Annotated in this window: 2 protein-coding genes; one reads left to right on the top strand and one right to left on the bottom strand. The window is 66.4% G+C overall.

The features are described from left to right. Positions 1 to 193 precede the first annotated feature (193 nt). Positions 194 to 1,927: an adenylate/guanylate cyclase domain-containing protein gene (locus AC0L2J_RS34550; RefSeq protein WP_473395957.1), complete on the bottom strand. Its 1,734-nt coding sequence runs from the start codon at positions 1,925 to 1,927 to the stop codon at positions 194 to 196. A 355-nt stretch (positions 1,928 to 2,282) separates the two neighbouring features. Here AC0L2J_RS34550 and AC0L2J_RS34545 point away from each other — a divergent pair, with 355 nt between their 5' ends. Further along, positions 2,283 to 3,848, top strand: coding sequence for a glycosyltransferase family 39 protein (locus AC0L2J_RS34545; RefSeq protein ID WP_473395958.1), 1,566 nt, complete (start codon positions 2,283 to 2,285; stop codon positions 3,846 to 3,848). The last annotated feature ends 210 nt before the right edge of the window (positions 3,849 to 4,058 follow it).

The raw sequence follows: 4,058 nt of genomic DNA, 5'->3' as shown, positions 1-4,058 counted from the left end.
CCAGATCCTCTTCAAACGTCTCTTAGAGAATCGCAGATTCGCGATTTACGCAAAGCTCTCGCTTGCGGGAGAGGTCGCGCCGAAGGTGCGGGTGAGGGTTTTCTCCTCTGGGGGATTGCCCCGTTGCGGAGACACCCTCTCCCCGACCCTCTCCCGCAAGCGGGAGAGGGAGCGCTCCGCCTCAGTGGCCGCCTTACGCCGCGACGCGTTCGCCGTGGTCGACGAGCGCCGACAGCTCCCTGGCGTCCGCGACGACGCGCACGGCCATGGGTTCGTCGCGGCCGCGGATCGCGACCTCCTGCTGTGGCAGCGCATCCTCGGCAAGGCCGGCGGTGCGGCGGACTTCCTCCGACACGACCGCTTCGCAGGCCAGTGTCTTGGTCATGTCCTGGAGCCGGGCCGCGACGTTGACGGCATCGCCCAGCGCCGTGAAGACGATGTGATCGCGATAGCCGATGTCGCCGATGATGACCTCGCCGCCGTGGATGCCGATGCCGAAGCGGATCGGCTGGCGCAGATCGTGGCTCAGGAGCTCGTTGAGCTCGTCGATATGCACGGCGATGCCGGCTGCGGCCTTCAGCGCCTGCCGGCAGGCTTCTTGCGGATCGGCGCTCAGTCCGAACAGCGCCAGCATGCCGTCGCCGACGAACTGGTTTGGCTGGCCGCCATTCTCGATGACCGCCTGCGAGACGGCGCCGAGGAAGCGGTTGACGATGAAGACGGTGTCGAACGGCAGCCGCTTCTCGGCGAGCTGCGTCGAGCCGCGCATGTCCACGAACAGGCTGACGAGATAGCGCTCCTGGCCGATTCTGGCGGGCGTCGAGGCCTGCGAGCTCGCCGTCAGGGTATGCGCGGTGAAGAGCTGGAAGAAGGAGAGATCCGACGTCGGCCGCAGCTGGCAGGCGAGCCTGATCGAGGGGTCGCTGGTGCCGACACGGGTCAGCACGAACGCCTCGCGCTGCGACGGCTCGGGCAGGGCGTCATGATCGCCGATGATGCGGATGCGGCAGGTCGAGCAGCGGGCGCGGCCACCGCAGACGCTGGCATGCGGCACATTGTGGCGCAGGCTCGCCTCCAGCACGGAGAGGCCCTTGGGGACGCGCACCGTCTTGCCGTTGCCGTAAGACAGCGCGATCATGCCACCGCGTCGTTCGCGCAAGGCCCGTACGCCGCGTGCGGCCAGCGCCAAGGCGAGCAATCCGAGATAACCGGCGGTAAGGCCGCCGGTGATGCGGTCGAGCGTCGTGGCCTCGGCAGCCGTGCCGACCTGGCGGCGCGTGAGATTGTGCGTCCGCCATTCCCCGTCGTCGGCCTCGACCTCGACGCTGCGGCCACCCTGGTAGACACCCAGCAGCGACAGCGTGGGGATCAGCACGGCCGCCGCGAGCAGATAGGGCGCCGCGCGCGTGAAGAACGGTTTGAGGCGAAGCCAGAAATAGATGCCGATGCAGCCGTGCACCCAGGCGATGAGAAGCAGGACCGTCATGGTCCAGATACGGTTCGACGCGACGAAGAACAGATAGAGTTCCTGCGGATAGAGTTTCTGGTGTCCGTAAAGCGTCTGGCCGAGCCGCACCCCGATCACATGCGCCATGACCAGCGCGGGGATGCTCAAGCCCAGCACGAGCTGCAACGGCTCGACCGTCCGCCAGCGGAACTGCCGGCGCTGATACAGTGCATAGATGCCGAGCCCCATATGCGTCAGCGCCGCCGTGTAGAACAAGATCGCAACCGGCAGGAACTGCCAGAACAGCGTGTGGTAGGTGACCCCGATCTCCATGGCATCGACCGAGATGTTGCCGAGCGCATGGTTGAGGAAATGGCTGACCACATAGGCGAACAGGATGACGCCGCAGACCAGCCGCACCTGGCGCACACTGATGGCGCGGGAAAGCTCGGAAAATCGTGAGGATGCGGTTGCGGCCATGATTCTGTTGTATCAGTTCATGAAGGAGAACAGCCAGCGTCGCGTTTAATTCCGGGCTCGATCGGTTCGCGGGATCACATCCGCGGCAGGAATCACTCCATTGTCGTCCCGGACAAGCGCGCCCTTGGGCGCGCGCAGATCCGGGACCCATAGCCACAGGACCGGGTTTGGCGACGACTCGTGGTGATCAGCTCGCGCCACACCACTCCCTGTGGTTATGGGTCCCGGGCTCGCGACTGCGTCGCGCCCCGGGACGACAGCGGTGTATGCGGTCCCAGCTTCGGTCCCCCCAACATTGACTCCCCCTCCCAGGTTGGCGAAAAGCGCCGCCGTGACGACAGCTCCCGACATCACGATGCCCCCCGCCGGCGCGGCGCGCCGGCCGCTCGTCATGGCCGCGGTAATCATCGCCGCGATGACGCTGCTGCGCATCGTCTACGCCTCCGCCATCGAGCTGCGCACGGACGAGGCCTATTACTGGACCTGGTCGCGGGAGACGGCGCTCAGCTTCCTGGATCATCCTCCCGGCATCGCCTGGCTGATCCGGTTCGGCACCGCGATCTTCGGCGACACCACGCTCGGTGTGCGCTTTGGCGGCATCGTCGCGATGCTGGTGACGCAGCTCCTGCTCGCCGATATCGTTCGCCGCCTCACCCACGACATGCGCGCCGTCGTGCTCGCGGTGCTGATGCCGGAGGCCGCGCTCTATTACGGGCTGCTGATGGCCAAGGTCGCGCCCGATGTCGCCATGATCCCGCTTGCGGTGGCGATGATGTGGTGCCTGGTGCGGCTTGCGCAGGGCGGCGACGGCTGCTGGTGGCTCGCGGCCGGCCTGTTCGCCGGGCTGGCGATGCTGTCGAAATTCACCGTGATCATGTTCGCGCCGGCGGTTGCCGCCTTTCTGCTGGTGCCGGATTGGCGCTGGCGCTGGCTGCGCAGCCCCTATCCGTATCTCGCGGTCCTGATCGCAATTGCCGTATTCTCGCCCGTCCTGATCTGGAACGTGCAGCACGACTGGGCCGCGATCCGCTTCCAGGGCGTGCGCGCCACTACCAGCTACGGCATTTCGCTCCGCACCTTCGGCGATTACATCGGCTTGCAATTCGGTCTGGTCGGCTTCGTCATGCTGCCGGTGGTGCTCACAGGGGTGGTGCTGACGGCGTGGCGCGGCTACCGCACGCGCGAGCCGGTCGCAATTTTGCTGTCGACCGCGGTGCTGGTGCCGTTTCTCTATTTCCTCTTGAAATCCCTGACCCTCCGCGTCGGCGACACTTGGCCGATGTTCATGTGGCCGGTCGGCTTTGCCGCCGCCGCTGTCAACCTCACCATGCTGTCGCGTGAAGGAAGATCGGCGCGGATGCTCAAGTCGGCGCTGTTCTGGGCCAACACGGCGGTGGTCTCGGGCATCGCCTTTGTCGTCATCGTGTTCCTCTACTACGTCGCCGCGCCCTGGAATTTGCTCGGCAAGATCGATCCGATCGGTGCCGAGTCCGGTTACGAGCAGGTCGCCGCGCGCGCACAGGCCGCATTGGACGAGACCGGCGCGACCTGGATCGCAACCACGGACTACCGCACCTATGCCATGATGCGCTGGCTGTTCAGGGGCCGCGTGCCCGTGATCGAGATCAACGAGCGCGGCCGCTTCCAGGATTTTCGTGATCCCGGCATGGATCGGATCAAGGGCCACGCCGGCATTTATGTTGGGCGCGAGCCAGACAACCGCTCGCCGCTGTGGGAGAACATCCCCGCCAGGCGCGAGCCGCTCGGTCAGGTCGAGCGCCGCTGGCGCGGACTCGTGATGGACACGTACACGCTGGAAAAGCTCACCGGCTGGACTCCGGAGCTTTCACCACCGAAGGACTCGCCGCTGTTCCAGTGGCGCGTGCTGGCGGGAGAATTCGAGCGACGTACGCTCGCCTAGCAAGGCGGCCTTCTTCCTTCTCCCCTTGTGGGAGAAGGTGGCGCGAAGCGCCGGATGAGGGGTATCTCTCCGCAAATTCGAATGAGAGTTGGACTCGAGGAGAGAACCCCTCACCCGTGGGGGCGCGGGGGGGGGGGGCCCCCCGCCCCCCCCGGGGGGGGGGGGGGCCCCGGGCGGCGGCCGCCCACCAAACGCAAAAAACACAGCCGG

The sequence above is a fragment of the Bradyrhizobium sp. MV1.5 genome (assembly GCF_055807615.1).
This window is presented reverse-complemented; position numbering and strand designations above follow the sequence as displayed.

Bases quoted from the DNA above. Each gene is read 5' to 3' on its own strand.
- AC0L2J_RS34550 (WP_473395957.1), bottom strand. From the start codon at position 1,927: ATGGCCGCAACCGCATCCTCACGATTTTCCGAGCTTTCCCGCGCCATC.
- AC0L2J_RS34545 (WP_473395958.1), top strand. From the start codon at position 2,283: ATGCCCCCCGCCGGCGCGGCGCGCCGGCCGCTCGTCATGGCCGCGGTA.